A 16,550-nucleotide genomic window follows, 5' to 3' on the forward strand; every position below is an offset into this window, starting at 1 on the left:
TCGTATGGCGCAAGCTTCGGCTTTGGACAAGATCGAGCTCCAACTCGTCAAGGTCCTGCACACCGTGATCACCGAACGCAGCGTCTCGCGCGCCGCCCTCAAGCTGGGCAGCACGCAACCCGCCGTCAGCGCGCAGCTGCGGCGGCTGCGCCATCTGGTGGGCGATCCGCTGTTGGTGCGCGCGGGCAGCGGCATGGTGGCCACGCCCCTGGCGCAGGAGCTGTTGGAACCGGCGGGCGAGCTGCTGCGGCACGCGGCGACGCTGTTCGGCGGCGCGGGGGCGCGGGCCTTCGAGCCGGCCACCGCGCGGCAGTCGTTCCGCATTGCCGCCAGCGACTACCTCGACCCGCTCTTCCTGCCAGCGCTGGTGGCGCGGCTGAAGGAGTCCGCGCCCAACGTGGACCTGGAGATCCACGCCCTCTCCGGCGCCTACGACTACCGCCGTGCGCTGGCCCGCGGCGAGGTCGAGCTGGTCATCGGCAACTGGCTGCAGCCCCCGGGCGAGCTGCACCTGGCGCGGCTCTTTGCCGACGAGGTCGTCTGCCTCGTCGCCGCGGACCACCCGGCCGTGCGTTACCCGGGCGCCTGGGACGCCGAGCGCTACCTCGCCGCCGAGCACGTGGCGCCCACGCCGCTGCACCCGGGGGCGCGCGGCGTGATCGACGAGTTCCTGGACGCCCAAGGGCTGTCGCGGCGCATCGCCGTGCGCAGCCCGTATTTCGGCCTGGCGCCGCTGATGGTGGCGCGCTCGCGCCTGGTGCTCACCACGGGGCGCCTCTTTTGCGCGCGCTATGCCGAGCGGCTGGCGGTGCGGGTGGTGGCTTGCCCCGTGGCCTTCCCGCCGCTGAGCTACTACCAGCTCTGGCACGACCGCACCCACGCCTCGCCCGCGGCGCGCTGGCTGCGCGAGCTGGTGCGCGACGTGGTGCGCGGGCTGGTCGCGCAGGCGCAGCCCAAGCCCGGCGCCGCGTCGGCGGCCGACGCTTCCTCTCTTCAACCCCTTCAGGACTCCCAGGAGGACTCCGCATGACTAACCGCCTGGCCCTGCGTGCCGATTTGCTGGACATCACGGCCGACCCCGGCCTTTCCTCGGTGGACGCGCCCTCGGTGCGCTTCGACCCCGACTGCTGGCTGCTGGTGGAGGACGGCCGCATCGCCGGCCGCACCCGCGAGACGCCGGGCGACGACTGGGACAAGCGCGATTTCAGCGGCCGGCTGCTGCTGCCCGGCTTCATAGACACGCACGTGCACTGCCCGCAGCTCGACGTGATCGCCAGCCACGGCGAGGCGCTGCTGCCCTGGCTGGAGCGCTACGTGTTTCCGGCCGAGCGGCGTTTTGAAGAGGCGGTGGCGGCGCGCGAGGGGGCGGACCGCTTCCTGGACCTGCTGCTGGCGCACGGGACGACCTCGGCCGTGGTCTTCCCCACGGTACACAAGGTGTCGGTGGAGGCGCTGTTCCAGGCCGCCGCCGGCCACGGCATGCGGCTCATCACCGGCAAGGTGCTGATGGACCGGCACGTGCCGGACTACTTGAGCGACGACGTGGTGTCGGCAAGGGCTGACTGCATCGAGCTGATCGAGCGCTGGCACGGCCGCGGCCGCGCCGCCTATGCGCTCACGCCTCGCTTCGCGCCCACCAGCACGCCCGCGCAATTGAGCATGGCCGGCGAGCTGCTCTCGCGCTACCCGGGCACCTACATGCACACGCACGTGGCCGAGAACCGCGACGAGGTGGGCTGGGTGGCGTCGCTCTTTCCCGAGGCGCGCAGCTACCTGGACGTGTACGCCTCGCACGGGCTGCTCAACGAGCGCTCGATGCTGGCGCACGGCATCTGGCTGGACGACGCCGACCGCGCGCTGCTGGCCGACAGCGGGGCGCAGGTCGCGCACTGTCCGACTTCGAACCTGTTCCTGGGCAGCGGGCTGCTGGATTGGGCCAGGCTGCAGGCGGCCGGCGTGGGCGTGTCGCTGGCCACCGACGTGGGCGCGGGAACGACGCTGTCCATGGTCCGCACGCTGGCCGAGGCCTACAAGGTGCAGGCGCTGCAGGGCGTGAAGCTCACGGCCTGGAAGGCGCTTTACGCCGCCACGCGCGGCGCGGCGCGGGCGCTGCAACTGGAGAGCGAGATCGGCTCGCTGGACGTGGGTGCCACGGCCGACCTGGCGCTGTGGGACTGGGCGCATGGCCCGCTGGCCCAACACCGCGACCGCCTGGCGCGCGAGCTGCACGAACGCGTGTTCGCCTGGATGACGCTGGGCGACGAGAGGAACCTGGTGTCCGCCTGGGTGGCGGGCACCGAGCGCTGGCGCCGCGCCTGACGGCCCAACGCCTTCCCATCAAAGCGCCACAGAAGCGCTTCAAACCTGTCCGCAAGGACTGAAAAAACCGGAGACAAACCATGGCCCTGTCCGATACCACCGTGCCCGGTGGGCGCATCGTCACGCCTGTAGACATCCCACCGGAGGCCGCAGCCATGCCCGACCCCGCTGCCGTTGGCGCCAACCGCTCCCTGGTGGAGCGAATGTTCAAGTTGAGGGAGCACGGCACCAACGTGCGCACCGAGCTCATCGCCGGGCTCACCACCTTCCTGACGATGGCCTACATCGTCTTCGTCAACCCCAGCATCCTGGGCGACGCCGGCATGCCGCGCGAGGCGGTGTTCGTCGCCACCTGCCTGATCGCGGCCTTCGGCACGCTGGTGATGGGGCTGTTCGCCAACTACCCCATCGCGCTGGCGCCGGGCATGGGGCTCAACGCCTACTTTGCCTACGTGGTGGTGGGCGGCATGGGCTACCCGTGGCAGGTGGCGCTGGGGGCCGTCTTCATCTCCGGCTGCCTGTTCCTGTTGGTGACGGTGCTGCGGCTGCGGGAGTGGATCATCCGCGGCATTCCGCACTCCTTGCGCGTGGCCATCACGGTGGGCATTGGCATGTTCCTGGCGCTGATCGCGCTCAAGAGCGCGGGCATCGTCGCCCCGTCCAAGGCCACCTTCGTGACGCTGGGCGACGTGCACCAGACGCCGGTGCTGCTGGCGGTGCTGGGCTTCTTGTTGATCGTGGTGCTGGACCGCTTCCAGGTGCGCGGCGCCATCCTGATTGGCATCGTGGCGGTGACGGCGCTGTCCTTCCTGGTGGGCGGCAACCACTTCAAGGGCGTGTTCTCGGCGCCGCCGTCCATCGCGCCGACCTTCATGCAGCTGGACGTCAAGGGCGCGCTGGCCGGTGGCGTGCTCAACGTGGTGCTGGTGTTCTTCCTGGTCGAGCTGTTCGACGCCACGGGCACGCTCATGGGCGTGGCCAAGCGCGCCGGTCTGCTCAAGGAAGGCAAGATGGACCGCATGAACAAGGCGCTGCTGGCCGACAGCGGCGCCATCTTCGCCGGTTCCATGCTGGGCACGTCCAGCACCACGGCCTACATCGAGAGCGCCACGGGCGTGCAGGCCGGCGGCCGCACGGGCCTCACGGCGGTGACGGTGGCGGTGCTGTTCCTGGCCTGCCTGTTCATCGCGCCGCTGGCCGGCGCCGTACCCGCGTATGCGACGGCGCCGGCCCTGTTCTTCGTGGCCTGCCTGATGCTGCGCGAGCTCACCGAGCTGAACTGGGACGACAGCACCGAGGTCATCCCCGCCGCCGTCACGGCGCTGGCCATGCCCTTCACGTACTCCATCGCCAACGGGCTGGCCTTCGGCTTCATCACCTACGCCGTGTTGAAACTGCTGACGGGGCAGGCTAGGCAGGTGCACTTCATGAGCTGGCTGATCGCGGGCGTGTTCCTGCTGCGGTTTGCGCTGCTGGGAGGGCATTGAATACAGGGATTGCCGGCACGAAAGCTGCAAGTTGTATACGGCCGGGCCGGTACCGCGTCACGCGCGGACCGGCCCGTGCACCGTGCTGGGGCTGGAGCCTCGTGCGGCCATAGCACAATTACACCTTTTGCCGGTCCCCCTTTGCCGGCATCCCTGGGAGTTCAGCGTCCATGTTGCGCCTGGAGCTGGTGGGCATCAGCAAGCAGTACCCGGCCGTCAAGGCCAACGATGGCGTCAGCCTCCGCGTCGCACCCGGCCAGATACACGCCGTGCTGGGTGAGAACGGCGCCGGCAAGTCGACGCTCATGAAAATCATCTACGGGGCCGTGCGTCCGGACGAAGGAGAAATCCGCTGGAACGGCCGCCCCGTGCAGGTGCGAAATCCGCACGAGGCCAGGGCGCTGGGCATCTCCATGGTGTTCCAGCACTTCTCGCTCTTCGACACCCTCACCGCCGCCGAGAACGTCTGGCTGGGCCTGGACAAGTCCATGGCGCTGCCGGAGGTGGTTTCGCGCATGCGCGAGGTGTCCAAGGAGTACGGGTTGGAAGTGGACCCGCTGCGTCCCGTGCACAGCCTCTCGGTGGGCGAGCGCCAGCGCGTGGAGATCGTGCGCGCGCTCATGGGCCGGCCGCAGTTGCTCATCCTCGACGAGCCGACCTCGGTGCTCACGCCGCAGGCGGTCGAGAAGCTGTTCGTGACGCTGCGCCAGCTCGCGGCGCAGGGCTGCTCCATCCTCTACATCAGCCACAAGCTCGACGAGATCCGCAGCCTCTGCCACCACTGCACGGTGCTGCGCGGCGGCAAGGTCACGGGCGAGGTGGACCCGTCGAAGGAGACCAACGCCTCGCTGTCGCGCCTGATGATAGGCAGCGAGCCGCCGCAGTTGCGCCACGCCGCCTCCACGCCGGGCGTGGTGGCGCTGGACGTGCAGCGCCTGAAGCTGGAGCGCCAGGACGTGTTCGGCACCACGCTGCAGGACATCGCGCTGCAGGTGCGCGCGGGCGAGATCGTCGGCGTGGCCGGCGTCTCCGGCAACGGGCAGCAGGAGCTCATGGCGGCCCTCTCCGGCGAGGACCGCCGCGCCGGGCGCGGCAGCATCGCGCTGTTCGGCCAGGACATCGCCCAAGCCTCGCCGCGCAAGCGCCGCAGGCTGGGCCTGCACTTCGTCCCCGAGGAGCGCTTGGGCCGCGGCGCGGTGCCCACGCTCTCGCTGGCTGAAAACGTGCTGCTCACCCGCACCGAGCCCGTGGGCGCCGCGGGCTGGCTGCGCAAGGGGCAGGTGAGGGCGCTGGCGCAGTCGCTGATAGAGCGCTTCAACGTCAAGGCCGGCGGGCCGCATTCGGCGGCCAAGAGCCTGTCGGGCGGCAACCTGCAGAAATTCATCGTGGGCCGCGAAATCGACGCGAAGCCCAAGCTCCTGATCGTCTCGCAGCCCACCTGGGGCGTGGACGTGGGCGCGGCGGCACAGATCCGCGGGGAGCTGCTGAAGCTGCGCGACGCGGGCTGCGCGCTGCTGGTGGTGAGCGAGGAGCTCGACGAGCTGTTCGAGATCAGCGACCGGCTGGTCGTCATCGCCCAAGGGCGCCTGAGCCCAAGCATTCCCACCGCGCAGGCCACGATCGAACAGATCGGGGCCTGGATGAGCGGGCTGTGGCCCAAGTCCGAGTCCGAGTCCGGGTCCGTCGCGGCCTGACCTTCGCCTGAACACATTCATGTTGAAACTCGAAGCCCGGCCGCAACCGTCCGGCCTCATGTCCTGGGCCTCTCCGCTGCTGGCGCTGGCCCTCACGGTGCTCATAGGCGTGGGCCTGTTCGTCATGCTGGGCAAGGACCCGGTGCGCGGCCTGCAACTCTTCTTCCTGGAACCGGTCAAGGACGCGCGCGCCTGGGCCGAGCTCAGCATCAAGGCCGTGCCGCTGGTGCTCATCGCGCTGGGCCTGGCGGTGTGCTTCCGCTCCAACGTCTGGAACATCGGCGCCGAAGGCCAGTTCATCCTGGGCGCGCTGGGCGCGGGCTGGGTGGCCATGCAGGCCGGACCGGACAGCAGCGGCTGGATCGTCCTGCCCATCCTGGCCGCCGGCGTGTTGGGCGGCATGTTCTGGGCGGCCCTCACCGCGCTGCTGCGCGACCGCTTCAACGCCAATGAGATCCTGGTGAGCCTGATGCTGGTCTACGTGGCCGAGCTGCTGCTGGGCTACCTGGTCTACGGCCCGTGGAAAGACCCGCAAGGGTTCAACTTCCCGCAGACCATCACCTTCGCCGCGGCCACCAAGCTGCCGCGGCTGGTGGCCGGGCTGCGCGCCAACATCGGCGTGCTGATCGCGCTGGGCGCGGTGGCGCTGACGTGGCTGTTCATGTTCCGCACCTACGCGGGCTTCCAGCTGCAGGTCGGCGGGCTGGCGCCGCTGGCCGCGCGCTACGCGGGCTTCTCGTCGCGCGGCGCGCTGTGGACGGCGCTGCTGCTGTCCGGCGGCATGGCGGGCCTGGCCGGCGCCCTGGAGGCCGTTGGGCCGCTGGGCCAGCTCACGCCGCACGTGCCCGCGGGCTACGGCTTCGCGGCCATCATCGTCGCCTTCGTTGGGCGGCTGCATCCGGGCGGCATCGCGCTGTCCGCCATCCTGATGAGCATGTTCTACATCGGCGGGGAGCTGGCGCAGTCGCGGCTGGGCCTGCCCAAATCCATCACCGGCGTGTTCCAGGGCCTGCTGCTGTTCAGCCTGCTGGCCTGCGACACGCTCATCCATTACCGCTTGCGCTGGCAGCGCGGCGCCCGCGCCGCGGCGGCGTCTTCCGCCGTGGCGGCGACCGTGGAAAGGAAGGCCTGAGATGGAAGCGCTTGCCCTGCTGCTGGCCGCCACGTTCAACGCCGGCACCGTGCTGGCCATCGCGGCCCTCGGTCTCCTGATCAACGAACGCGCCGGCATCGTCAACCTCGGCGCCGAAGGCCTGATGCTGGTGGCCGCCATCGCCGGCTTCGCCACCGCCGTGCACACCGGCTCGGACACGCTGGCCTTTGCCGCCGGCGCCGCGGCCGGGGCGCTTTTGGCCGCGGCCTTTGGCGCGCTGGTCATCTGGCTCAACACCAACCAGTACGCCACGGGCCTGGCGCTGAGCCTCTTCGGCGCGGGCTTCTCGGCCTTCGCGGGCATCCGCTACACGCAGGAAAAGCTGCCGGAGCGCACGCGCTTCGAGATCCCGGGCCTGGCGGACATTCCCTTCGTGGGGCCGGCCTTCTTCAAGCAGCACCCCATGGTCTACATCGCCATCGTGCTGGCGGTGGCCTTGAGCTGGTTCCTGTACCGCTCGCGCGCCGGGCTGGTGCTGCGCGCGGTGGGCGAGTCGCCGGAGTCGGCGCATGCGCTGGGCTACCCGGTGCGGCGCATCCGGCTGGCCGCGGTGATGGCCGGCGGCGCGCTGTGCGGCGTGGCCGGCGCCTACGTCTCCGTCATCTACACGCCGCTGTGGGTGGAGGGGATGATTGCCGGCAAGGGCTGGATCGCGCTGGCGCTCACGACGTTTGCCACCTGGCGCCCCGCGCGCGTGCTGCTGGGCGCCTACCTCTTCGGCGGCGTGACCATGCTGCAGTTCCACCTGCAGGGCGAGGGCGTGGAAGTGGCCAGCCAGTTGCTGACCATGCTGCCCTACCTCGCCACCATCGCCGTGCTGGTGCTCATCTCGCGCAACCCGACCTGGATCCGCGCCAACATGCCGGCCTCGCTCGGCAAACCCTTCTTTCCGGGCTCATGATGCGTGCGGCTGCGCGCGCAACCAGGGCTGCGAACGACACGTCTTCCCCCAACAACCTCGCATACCCCAAGAGAGGACATTCATGACGATTTCCAAGCGATCGCTGCTGCGCCTGACGGGCATGGCTTCGCTGGCGGCCACCGCGGCCCTGGTGGGCTGCGGCAAGAAGGAAGAGGCCGCGCCCGCGGCCGCTTCCGCGCCGGCAGCCGCCTCGGCCCCGGCCGCGGCCAAGCCCGAGCCGCTGAAGGTGGCCTTCGCCTACGTCGGCCCGGTGGGCGACGCGGGCTGGACCTTCGCCCACGACCGCGCGCGCCTGGAAGTGCAAAAGGAGTTCGGTGACCGCATCGTCACCAGCTTCGTGGAGAACGTGCCCGAGGCGGCGGACGCCGAGCGGGTGATCCGCGACATGGTGGGGCAGGGCAACAAGCTCGTCTTCGGCACCACCTTCGGCTACATGGAGCAGATGCTCAAGGTGGCCGCCGACTCGCCGGACGTGAAGTTCGAGCACGCCACCGGCTACAAGAGCGCCGAGAACCTGCGCACCTACGACAGCCGCACCTACGAGGGCGCCTACATGGCCGGCGTGATCGCCGGCAAGATGACCAAGAGCAACACGCTGGGCGTGGTCGCCTCCATTCCCATCCCCGAGGTCATCCGCAACATCAACGCCTTCACGCTGGGCGCGCAGTCGGTCAACGCGGCCGCCAAGACCAAGGTGGTGTGGGTCAACAAGTGGTTCGATCCGCCCAAGGAAGGCGAGGCCGCGCAAAGCCTGATCAACCAGGGCGCCGACGTGCTGATGCAGAACACCGACTCCTCGGCCGTGCTGCAGACCGCCGAGAAGGCCGGCAAGTACGGCTTCGGCTGGGATTCGGACATGAGCAAGTTCGGTCCCAGCGCGCACCTGGGCTCGGCCGTCATCAATTGGGCGCCGTACTACAAGAAGGCCGTGGGCGAGATGCTCGAAGGCAGCTGGAAGACCGGCCCCAACACCTGGTGGGGCGTCAAGGAAGGCGCCATCGACCTGGTGGCGCTGTCCGACAAGGTGCCCGCCGACGCCAAGGAGGCGCTGGAGAAGGTCAAGTCCGGCCTCAAGGACGGCAGCTTCGCCATCTGGAAGGGCCCCATCGCCGGCCAGGACGGCAAGCCCGTGCTCAAGGACGGCGAGACCGCCGACGACGACTTCCTGCACAAGATCAACTTCTACGTGAAGGGCGTCGAGGGCAAGCTGCCCAGCGCCAAGTAAAGCGCACCACGCCGGGGCCGCGAGCGTCGCCGCCCCGATGTTGACAAGCCGCCGCGGCCGCCAGCCACGGTGGCTTTTTTTTGCGTCGTGCCGTCTCCGGGCGTGACAAGTGGTGAGGCGGCGTGAGGGCCGCCACGGTGGTTGCGGCCTCTCCTGTTTCCAAAGCCATCCCCGGCTCGCGTTAGGGAGCGGTCCTCGCGCGGGTGCGGCGCCTCTACAGTGACTTTCGCGCCACGGCGCCGCGCGGGCTTGTGACCGGCCTTGCGCGCGCTGCCGCGTCGCCGCCACGCAACCGCAGCTCTCCCGCGGCCTCAAGCCGGACGGTGCCGTGGGCGGTTGCGGGTGGCCGACGTCCGGCCATCGCTGACGAGGGGACTTTCATGAACAACGTCAGAACGATTCACGCCGCGGCCGCCACCGCGCTGTTGCTGGGCGTTTCCTGCGCCCATGCCAGTTGCAGCGCCTTGCCGGGCTGGGGGGCACTCAAGGCGGCGCTGCAGGGCGCCGTGGCCGCCGAGGGCAGCGGGCTGGATTTGCAGATGTGGGCCACGCTGGTGGACCGCGACGGCGTGGTCTGCGCCGTCGCCTTCTCCGGCAGCGACCGCGGCGCGCAGTGGCCGGGCAGCCGCGTCATCTCGGCGCAAAAGGCCAACACCGCCAACGCCTTCAGCCTGGACAGCCTGGCGCTGTCCACGGCCAACCTGTACTCGGCCGTGCAGCCCGGCGGCAGCCTCTTCGGCCTTCAGGAGAGCAACCCGGTGGACACCAGCGTGGCCTACGGCGGCGAGCCCGCGCAGTACGGCACGCCCAGCGACCCGATGACGGGCAAGCGCATCGGCGGCGTCAACGTCTTCGGCGGCGGGCTGGCGCTGTACGACAGCAACCGCAAGGTCATAGGCGCCGTGGGCCTGAGCGGCGACACCTCCTGCGCCGACCACATGATGGCCTGGCGCGTGCGCAACCGCCTGAACCTGGACAACCTGGCCGGCGTCGGCGGCGTCTCCGGCGACGCGCAGCGCCCCGACAACATCATCTATGACATCAACCCCGCCACCGACAAGAGCGCCGGCGGCTTTGGCCATCCGCGCTGCATCAACACCACCAGCCCAAAGAGCCTGATCGCGGTGCAGTGAGCGCCATGCCGGGCCGCCCCGCACGCGGCCCGCCCTGGAGCGGCAAGGGCCAAAATCCGGTCATCACCCCGTATGACGAAAGGCTCTTGCCGCCATGACCACCCCCGCCACCCCCAGCACCCACGAACCGCTCAACGCGCTGCTGCGCCGCATGCCCAAGGCGGAGCTGCACATCCACATCGAAGGCTCGCTGGAGCCTGAGCTCATCTTCAGGCTCGCGCAGCGCAACGGCGTGGCGCTCAAGTACGACAGCGTGGAAGCGCTGCGCACGGCCTACGCCTTCTCGGACCTGCAAAGCTTCCTCGACATCTACTACGCCGGCGCCAGCGTGCTGCTCAAGGAGGAAGACTTCTTCGACATGGCCTGGGCCTACTTCGAGCGCGCCGCGGCCGACAACGTGGTGCATGCCGAGCTGTTCTTCGACCCGCAGACGCACACCGAGCGTGGCGTGCCTTTCGAAACCGTGGTGCGCGGGCTGCACCACGCCTGCCAGCGCGCGCACCAGGAGCTGGGCATCAGCAGCCGGCTGATCATGTGCTTCCTGCGCCACCTCAGCGAAGAGGACGCCTTCAAGACGCTGGAGCAGGCGCTGCCCTGGCGCCAGTACTTCGTGGGCGTGGGCCTGGACAGCAGCGAGCGCGGCCATCCGCCCTCCAAGTTCGAGCGCGTGTTCGCCAAGTGCCGCGAGCTGGGCCTGCACATCGTGGCCCACGCGGGCGAGGAGGGGCCGCCGGCCTACATCGAGGAGGCACTGGACCTGCTCAAGGCCGAGCGCATAGACCACGGCGTGCGCTGCGTCGAGAAGCCTGAGCTCGTGCAGCGCCTGGCACGCGAGCGCGTGCCGCTGACGGTGTGCCCGCTGTCCAACGTCAAGCTGTGCGTGTTCAAGCACTTGGGCGAGCACAACATCGCCGCGCTGCTGCAGCAGGGGCTGGTGGTGACGGTCAACTCCGACGACCCGGCCTACTTCGGCGGCTACCTGAACCAGAACTTCGTGGAGCTGTTCGAGGCGCTGCCGCAACTGGGCGCGCGCGAGGCGTATCAACTTGCGCTCAACAGCTTCGAAGCCAGCTTCGTGGACCAGGCCACCAAGGACGGCTGGAAGCGCCAGCTCGACGCCGTGTTCGGCGCGGCGCTGTAAACGCGCGGTTTCACTCCTCCCTCAAGCCGGTGGGCAGAGCCGGCACGGCCCACCGCATCCCCCAAGAGGGCGATGACTTTTCGTTGCCTTTTCGGGGCCGCCCACTCACTTATTCAGGGTTAGGCAAGGCCTTCATGGGGCGCCGCCCGCCGCGGATACTCGGCGCCTGGCCTCAGATCCCCTGACTTTCATCAAGTGGGCTGGCCGGGGTTGTGCGGGTGGCCGGCGCCCCGCGCGGGCCTCCTTGCAACTCCTGGAGGTGACGTGAACAAGATCCTGTCTAGCCTGGCACTGATGGCGGCGCTGGCCGTGCCCCTGTCCGCGTCGGCCTACGTGCTTGGGCCCACCAGCCCGGGCAAGTGGGGCAGCCCCGAGTACGGCACCGGCGCCACCGTGACCTGGAGCGTGATGGGCGGCGGCGTGAGCTGCGAGGCGGCCTTCCTGGGCTGCTCCACCACGGCGCTGAGCGCCTTCCTGCCCGGGGGCTTCCTCACGGAAATCCGCAGCGCCTTCGACGCCTGGTCCAAGGTCGCCAACATCAAGTTCGTGCAGGTCGCCGACGACGGCGCCGCCTTCAACGCCGCCACGCGCTCCGGCGACATCCGCATCGGCGCGCACTTCGTGGACGGCAGCGCCGGCACGCTGGCCTACAGCTACTTCCCGCCGGTCAACGGCCTGAGCGCTGCGGGCGACATCTTCATGGACACGGCCGAGCGCTGGAAAATTGGTTTCGGCGGCAACGGCTACGACGTCTTCCAGGTCGTGACGCACGAGATAGGCCACTCGCTGGGCCTGGAGCACACGCCGCGCACCGACGCGCTGATGAACGCGTTCTACACCGAGCGCTTCCGCGGCCTGCAGGCCGACGACATCGCCGGCGCGCGCTTCCTCTACGGCGTGCGGCCCATCCCCGAGCCCTCCGCGCTGGCGCTGTTCGGCCTGGGCGTGGTGGGCGTGGCGCTGCGGCGCCGTCAGGCGCAGCGCCGCGCCGGCTGAAGCGGCCTTCAGTCCGCCGAGATTCTGGACGCCTTGACCACCTGGCCCCAGCGCGCGAGCTCGGCGCGGCTGTAGTCGCCCAACTGTTGCGGGCTCATGTAATCGGCCGCCGCGCCCTGCTCGGCGGCCTTTTGCTTGAAGGCGGGTGTGGCGACGATCCTGGCGATCTCGGCGCTGAGCTTGTCCACCACGGCCTGCGGCGTCTTGGCCGGGGCGAAGACGGCGAACCAGGAGGTGGCGTCCAGCTTGGGCAGCCCGGCCTCGGCGGCGGTGGGCACATTGGGCAGCGAGGGCAGCCGCGCCTTGCCCGTGACGGCCAGCGCGCGCAGCTTGCCCGTGGCGATGTGGGGCATGTAGGGCGGCGGGGTGCCGAAAGTGAGGTCCACCTGGCCGCCCAGCAGGTCCTGCAGCGCCGGGCCCGTGCCCTTGTAGGGGATGTGGTTCATCTGAATGCCGGCCTGCTGCTCCAGCATCGCGCCCGTGACGTGCTGCAGCGAGCCGTTGCCCGAGGAGGCGTAGGCCAGCTTGCCCGGATGGGCCTTGGCGTAGGCGGCAAGCTCGGCCATGGACTTCACCGGCAGGCCCTCGCGCACCACGATGACCTGCGGCGCGCTGAGCACGTTGGCCACGGGGCGCAGGTCGTCGAAGGTCCACTGCGGCGGCTGGCTGCTCACGTGCGGCGTGATGACGTGGTAGCCCGAGTACTGCATGAGCAGCGTGTAGCCGTCGGCTTCGGCGCGCTTGACGGCCACGGCCGCCACCGCGCCGTTGGCGCCGCCGCGGTTGTCCACGATCACCGTCTGCCCAAGCGCCTTGCCCAGCGGCTCGGCCAGCATGCGCGCGGCGATGTCGGTGGTGCCGCCCGGGGCGGTGGGGACGATCAGCGTGATGGGTTTATTCGGGTAGCCGCCCTGGGCGGCGGCAGGGCCGGCGGCAACGGCGGCCACGGCCGCCAGGGCCAGCAGGGTGAAATGGCGCTTGTGCTTGTTCATGCTTGTCTCCGGTTGTGTTGTGGAATGCGGCGATGCCGCGTTTGCTGATGGAGGCTGAAGCCTTCCCTCGTCATGCCCGCGAAAGCGGGCATCCACGCAGGCCACGATGCGGCCCGGTGTTCGTGGACACCCGCCTTCGCGGGTGTGACGAAGACGTTTTGGTCGCTGCAGCGAGGCGGCTCAGCCGCGTGCCAGCGCCCGCTCGCGAATCGCGTCGAAGTCGGCGGGCAGCGGGTGCAAATCCAGCCGGCGGCCGGCGGCCACGAGCTGGCTGGGCACGGCGTGGCCCACCAGCGCAGGCAGCCGGTGCGCGGCCTCCAGCAGTTGCTCCAGGTCCACGCCGGTGTCGTAGCCCATGAGCTGCAGGGCGTGGACGATTTCCTCGCTGCACACGTTGCCCGTGGCGCCCGGCGCGTAGGGGCAGCCGCCCAAGCCGCCCAACGAGGCATCGAAGCGGTCGGCGCCCGCGTCGATGGCGGCCAGCACGTTGGCCAGGCCCATGCCGCGCGTGTTGTGGAAGTGCAGCGTCAGCTCCGTGTCCGGCCAGCGGCGCTTGAAGCCGCGCACCAGGGCCGCGACCTGGCCGGGGTAGGCCATGCCGGTGGTGTCGCACAGCGTCACGCCGCGCGCGCCCAAGGCCTCCACGTAGCGCGCGCACCAGTCCCACACGGTGTCCTGCGGCACGTCGCCTTCCATGGGGCAGCCGAAGCTGCACGACAGCGACACGTTCACGGCGGTGCCGGCCTGGCGCGCGATGGCGCTCACCGCGGACAGCGCCTGGAAGGACTGCGCCCGCGTCATGCGCAGGTTGGCCAGGTTGTGGCTCTCGCTGGCCGACATCACGAGGTTCAGCTCATCGGCGCGGGCGTCGATGGCACGCTCGGCGCCGCGCACGTTGGGCACCAGGGCGCTGTAGACCACGCCGGGCGCGCGCTCGATCTCGCGCAGCACCTGTTCGGCGTCGCGCAGCGCGGGAATGGCCTGCGGCGAGACGAAGGCCGTCACCTCGATCTTGGCCAGCCCGGCGCGCGACAGCGCGTTGACCAGGGCGATCTTGTCCCCGGTGGGGACGAAGCAGGGCTCCACCTGCAGCCCGTCGCGCGTGCCCACCTCCTGCATGTGGATGCGGCGGCCCGCGCCGTTCCAGACGTTCGTGCCCATGTTCGTGCTCATGCCACCACCTTGCGCGCGCGCAGCGCGGCGATTTGTTCCTCGGTCAGGCCGATCTCGCGCAGCACCGCGTCGGTGTCGTCGCCCAGCTTCGGAGCCGGCGTGCGCAGGCTGCCCGGCGTGCCCATGAGCTTGGGCACGATGCCGGGCACTTGCACCTCGTGGCCGTCGCGCGTGCGCTGCGTGAGGAGCATGTCGCGGGCGCGGTAGTGCGGGTCCTCGGCGATGTCGCGCGCGGTGTAGACCTTGCCCACGGGCACGCGCGCGGCGTTGAGTGCTTCCAGCACGTCGGCCACGCGGCGCTGGCTGGTCCAGGCCTCGATGGCGGCGTCTATCTCGGCTACGCGCTTGACGCGGCCCGCGTTGTCGCCCAGTGCCGGATCGTTGCCCAGGTCGTCGCGGCCAATCGTGGACATGAGCCTTTTGAAAATGCTGTCGCCGTTGCCGGCCACGAGCACGTAGCCGTCCTCGCAGCGGTAGGCGTTGGACGGGGCGATGCCCGGCAGCGCGCTGCCCGCGGCCTCGCGCACCGCGCCGAAGGCGCTGTACTCGGGGATGAGGCTTTCCATCACGTTGAACACCGCCTCGTGCAGCGCCACGTCGATGACCTGGCCGCGCCCGCCGTGCGCCTGGCGGTGGTAGAGCGCCATGAGCACGCCGATGGTCCCGTGCAGCGCGGCCAGCGTGTCGCCGATGGAGATGCCGCAGCGCACCGGCACGCGGCCGGGCTCGCCGGTGAGGTGGCGCAAGCCCCCCATGGCCTCGCCGATGGCGCCGAAGCCGGGCAGGTCGCGGTAGGGGCCGGTCTGCCCGTAGCCGGAGATGCGCAGCATGACCAGGCCGGGGTTGATCTCGCTGAGCTGCTCGTAGCCCATGCCCCAGCCCTCCAGCGTGCCGGGGCGGAAGTTCTCGATCAGCACGTCGGCTTCCTTGATGAGCTGGCGGGCGATGTCCTGGCCCTCGGCGCTGCGCAGGTCCAGCGCGATGGAGCGCTTGTTGCGCGATTGCACCTGCCACCACACGGAGGTGCCGTCCTGGATGAGGCGCCAGTTGCGCAGCGGGTCGCCGCTGCCGGGTGCTTCGATCTTGATGACCTCGGCGCCGAAGTCGGCCAGCGTCTTGCCGGCAAAGGGGCCGGCGATGAGCTGGCCCATCTCTATGACCCGCACGCCCTGCAGCGCGCTGGTCGGGAGGTTGATCGGGGTCATGGGGCGTCTCCTGCAAGCGTTTCCTTGGGTGGCCGCCATTGTGTTCAGCGCGGCTTGGGCAAGGAATGACGGCGGGCAGCAACGAGCTTTCGCGGAACGCGAAAGCCGCAGGTCGCGCGGGCGATTCAGGGCGCGGGCGGACGCAGGGCGTGGAGCTGGCGCGAGCGGCCTTGCAGCAGGTGGTCCATGAGCAGCCGGGCCGGGCGGGGCAGGGCGGCGAAGTCGCGCGCGCCCAGCAGCAGCTCGCGCGTCACCCAGGCGTCGCGCAGCTCCAGCTTGCGCAGGCCCATGGACACCAGGTGCGGCTGCACCGCGGCTTGCGGCAGCACCGCCACGCCCAGGCCCGCGGCCACCATGTGGCACATGGCGTCGAAGCTGCGCACCTGGATGCGCAGCTTCAGGCGCCGGCCCAGCGCGGCGGACTCCAGTTGCAGCCGCTGCGCCAGCGAGGTGCCGGCCGAGAGGCTGACGAACTCGAAGTCGGTGGCCTCCACGAAGTCCAGCGACTCGCGCGCGGCCAGCGGGTGGTCGTGGCGGACGACCAGCACCAGCCTGTCCTGCCGGTAGGGCAGCGACTGCAGGCCCAGCGGCGCGGTGCGCTCGGCGTAGATGCACAGGTCGGCGCGGCCGTCGGCCACGGCCAGCACCACGTCGGCGCTGTCGCGCTCTTCCAGCTCGATGCGGATGCCGGGGTTGTCCGCCACGAAGGCGGCGATGTCGGCGGGCAGGAACTGGATGACGGCCGAGGTGTTGGCCCACAGCCGCACCACGCCGACCACGCCGGCGGCGAAGTCCGACAGCTCCGCGGCGAGCTGGTCGACGTCGCCCAGGATGCGCTGCGCGTGCCGCTGCAGCGCCTGGCCCGCGGGCGTGAGCGTCACGCCGCGCGAGTGCCGCTCCAGCAGCGGCGCGCCCACGGCGGCCTCCAGGTCGGAGATGCGCTTGCTGGCTGCGCCCACCGCCAGGTGGGCCAGCTCCGCGCCGCGGCTGATGCTGCCGCTGCGGGCCACGAAGCCGAACAGGGCGAGGGAGACGAGGTCCAGGCGGTGCAGGTTCAAGGCGGACAGGGTCAGGCGGGCGATGGGCCCATTGTCCGCCGGCTACGCAGGC

General features: G+C 70.3%; 14 protein-coding genes. 10 read left to right on the plus strand and 4 right to left on the minus strand.

The window, feature by feature from the left end; genetic code table 11:
• Positions 1-4 precede the first annotated feature (4 nt).
• From SM757_RS25515 to SM757_RS25560, 10 genes are all read left to right on the plus strand, one after another.
• Entirely contained in the window at positions 5-1,030 is a 1,026-nt protein-coding gene (locus SM757_RS25515; protein ID WP_322467552.1) for a LysR family transcriptional regulator, read from the plus strand.
• A complete protein-coding gene (gene guaD, locus SM757_RS25520) occupies positions 1,027-2,319 on the plus strand; it encodes a guanine deaminase (RefSeq protein WP_322467553.1) in 1,293 nt (430 codons plus the stop codon). Before SM757_RS25515 ends, guaD begins: the two co-directional genes overlap by 4 nt.
• Before the next feature lie 155 nt (positions 2,320-2,474).
• A complete protein-coding gene (locus SM757_RS25525; protein WP_066341080.1) occupies positions 2,475-3,806 on the plus strand; it encodes an NCS2 family permease in 1,332 nt (443 codons plus the stop codon).
• A gap of 170 nt (positions 3,807-3,976) precedes the next feature.
• A complete protein-coding gene (locus SM757_RS25530) occupies positions 3,977-5,500 on the plus strand; it encodes an ABC transporter ATP-binding protein (RefSeq protein ID WP_322467554.1) in 1,524 nt (507 codons plus the stop codon).
• 19 nt (positions 5,501-5,519) lie between these two features.
• Positions 5,520-6,632, plus strand: a complete 1,113-nt coding sequence (locus SM757_RS25535) for an ABC transporter permease (protein ID WP_066341041.1) — start codon at positions 5,520-5,522, stop codon at positions 6,630-6,632.
• A 1-nt stretch (position 6,633) separates the two neighbouring features.
• The gene (locus SM757_RS25540) at positions 6,634-7,554 is read left to right on the plus strand and encodes an ABC transporter permease (protein ID WP_066341043.1); all 921 of its coding nucleotides are present in this window, start codon (positions 6,634-6,636) and stop codon (positions 7,552-7,554) included.
• 82 nt (positions 7,555-7,636) lie between these two features.
• Entirely contained in the window at positions 7,637-8,800 is a 1,164-nt protein-coding gene (locus tag SM757_RS25545; RefSeq protein ID WP_066341045.1) for a BMP family ABC transporter substrate-binding protein, read from the plus strand.
• Positions 8,801-9,180: 380 nt separating this feature from the next.
• Positions 9,181-9,933, plus strand: a complete 753-nt coding sequence (locus tag SM757_RS25550; protein WP_322467555.1) for a GlcG/HbpS family heme-binding protein — start codon at positions 9,181-9,183, stop codon at positions 9,931-9,933.
• A 94-nt stretch (positions 9,934-10,027) separates the two neighbouring features.
• Positions 10,028-11,074 (plus strand): adenosine deaminase, encoded by a 1,047-nt coding sequence (locus tag SM757_RS25555; RefSeq protein ID WP_322467556.1) that lies wholly within the window; start codon positions 10,028-10,030, stop codon positions 11,072-11,074.
• A gap of 264 nt (positions 11,075-11,338) precedes the next feature.
• The gene (locus tag SM757_RS25560) at positions 11,339-12,070 is read left to right on the plus strand and encodes a matrixin family metalloprotease (protein WP_322467557.1); all 732 of its coding nucleotides are present in this window, start codon (positions 11,339-11,341) and stop codon (positions 12,068-12,070) included.
• An 8-nt stretch (positions 12,071-12,078) separates the two neighbouring features.
• On the opposite strand, the gene SM757_RS25565 is transcribed toward SM757_RS25560, so the two are convergent.
• The 4 genes from SM757_RS25565 to SM757_RS25580 all read right to left on the minus strand — a co-directional run bounded on the left by SM757_RS25565 (position 12,079) and on the right by SM757_RS25580 (position 16,498).
• Positions 12,079-13,062, minus strand: a complete 984-nt coding sequence (locus tag SM757_RS25565; protein WP_322467558.1) for a Bug family tripartite tricarboxylate transporter substrate binding protein — start codon at positions 13,060-13,062, stop codon at positions 12,079-12,081.
• A 180-nt stretch (positions 13,063-13,242) separates the two neighbouring features.
• The gene (locus tag SM757_RS25570) at positions 13,243-14,223 is read right to left on the minus strand and encodes a hydroxymethylglutaryl-CoA lyase (RefSeq protein ID WP_322467559.1); all 981 of its coding nucleotides are present in this window, start codon (positions 14,221-14,223) and stop codon (positions 13,243-13,245) included.
• An 8-nt stretch (positions 14,224-14,231) separates the two neighbouring features.
• Positions 14,232-15,440 carry a CaiB/BaiF CoA transferase family protein gene (locus SM757_RS25575; RefSeq protein ID WP_066341058.1) on the minus strand — a complete coding sequence of 403 codons (1,209 nt, stop codon included), beginning with the start codon at positions 15,438-15,440 and terminating at the stop codon, positions 14,232-14,234.
• 125 nt (positions 15,441-15,565) lie between these two features.
• A complete protein-coding gene (locus SM757_RS25580) occupies positions 15,566-16,498 on the minus strand; it encodes a LysR substrate-binding domain-containing protein (protein WP_066341060.1) in 933 nt (310 codons plus the stop codon).
• Positions 16,499-16,550: the final 52 nt, after the last annotated feature.

Source organism: Azohydromonas lata (genome assembly GCF_034427735.1).
Classification (GTDB): domain Bacteria; phylum Pseudomonadota; class Gammaproteobacteria; order Burkholderiales; family Burkholderiaceae_C; genus Azohydromonas; species Azohydromonas lata.

Bases quoted from the DNA above. Each gene is read 5' to 3' on its own strand.
- SM757_RS25515 (WP_322467552.1), top strand. From the start codon at position 5: ATGGCGCAAGCTTCGGCTTTGGACAAGATCGAGCTCCAACTCGTCAAG.
- guaD (WP_322467553.1), top strand. From the start codon at position 1,027: ATGACTAACCGCCTGGCCCTGCGTGCCGATTTGCTGGACATCACGGCC.
- SM757_RS25525 (WP_066341080.1), top strand. From the start codon at position 2,475: ATGCCCGACCCCGCTGCCGTTGGCGCCAACCGCTCCCTGGTGGAGCGA.
- SM757_RS25530 (WP_322467554.1), top strand. From the start codon at position 3,977: ATGTTGCGCCTGGAGCTGGTGGGCATCAGCAAGCAGTACCCGGCCGTC.
- SM757_RS25535 (WP_066341041.1), top strand. From the start codon at position 5,520: ATGTTGAAACTCGAAGCCCGGCCGCAACCGTCCGGCCTCATGTCCTGG.
- SM757_RS25540 (WP_066341043.1), top strand. From the start codon at position 6,634: ATGGAAGCGCTTGCCCTGCTGCTGGCCGCCACGTTCAACGCCGGCACC.
- SM757_RS25545 (WP_066341045.1), top strand. From the start codon at position 7,637: ATGACGATTTCCAAGCGATCGCTGCTGCGCCTGACGGGCATGGCTTCG.
- SM757_RS25550 (WP_322467555.1), top strand. From the start codon at position 9,181: ATGAACAACGTCAGAACGATTCACGCCGCGGCCGCCACCGCGCTGTTG.
- SM757_RS25555 (WP_322467556.1), top strand. From the start codon at position 10,028: ATGACCACCCCCGCCACCCCCAGCACCCACGAACCGCTCAACGCGCTG.
- SM757_RS25565 (WP_322467558.1), bottom strand. From the start codon at position 13,062: ATGAACAAGCACAAGCGCCATTTCACCCTGCTGGCCCTGGCGGCCGTG.
- SM757_RS25570 (WP_322467559.1), bottom strand. From the start codon at position 14,223: ATGGGCACGAACGTCTGGAACGGCGCGGGCCGCCGCATCCACATGCAG.
- SM757_RS25575 (WP_066341058.1), bottom strand. From the start codon at position 15,440: ATGACCCCGATCAACCTCCCGACCAGCGCGCTGCAGGGCGTGCGGGTC.